This window comes from Limosilactobacillus vaginalis DSM 5837 = ATCC 49540, assembly GCF_000159435.1.
Classification (GTDB): domain Bacteria; phylum Bacillota; class Bacilli; order Lactobacillales; family Lactobacillaceae; genus Limosilactobacillus; species Limosilactobacillus vaginalis.
Window position 1 is genome coordinate 1 of record NZ_GG693512.1, and the last position, 212, is coordinate 212.

Genomic DNA, 212 nt, shown 5'->3' on the forward strand with positions numbered 1-212 from the left:
CCAGGAAAAGCCTCTAAGCATCAGGTAACATCAAATCGTACCCCAAACCGACACAGGTGGTCAGGTAGAGAATACCAAGGCGCTTGAGAGAACTCGGGTGAAGGAACTAGGCAAAATGGTGCCGTAACTTCGGGAGAAGGCACGCTGATATGTAGGTGAAGCGACTTGCTCGTGGAGCTGAAATCAGTCGAGATACCAGCTGGCTGCAACTG

1 rRNA gene is annotated in these 212 nt (G+C 51.4%); it reads left to right on the top strand.

Annotated elements, in window-relative coordinates:
• Positions 1 to 212 (top strand): 23S ribosomal RNA (locus HMPREF0549_RS09205); the annotation flags it as partial.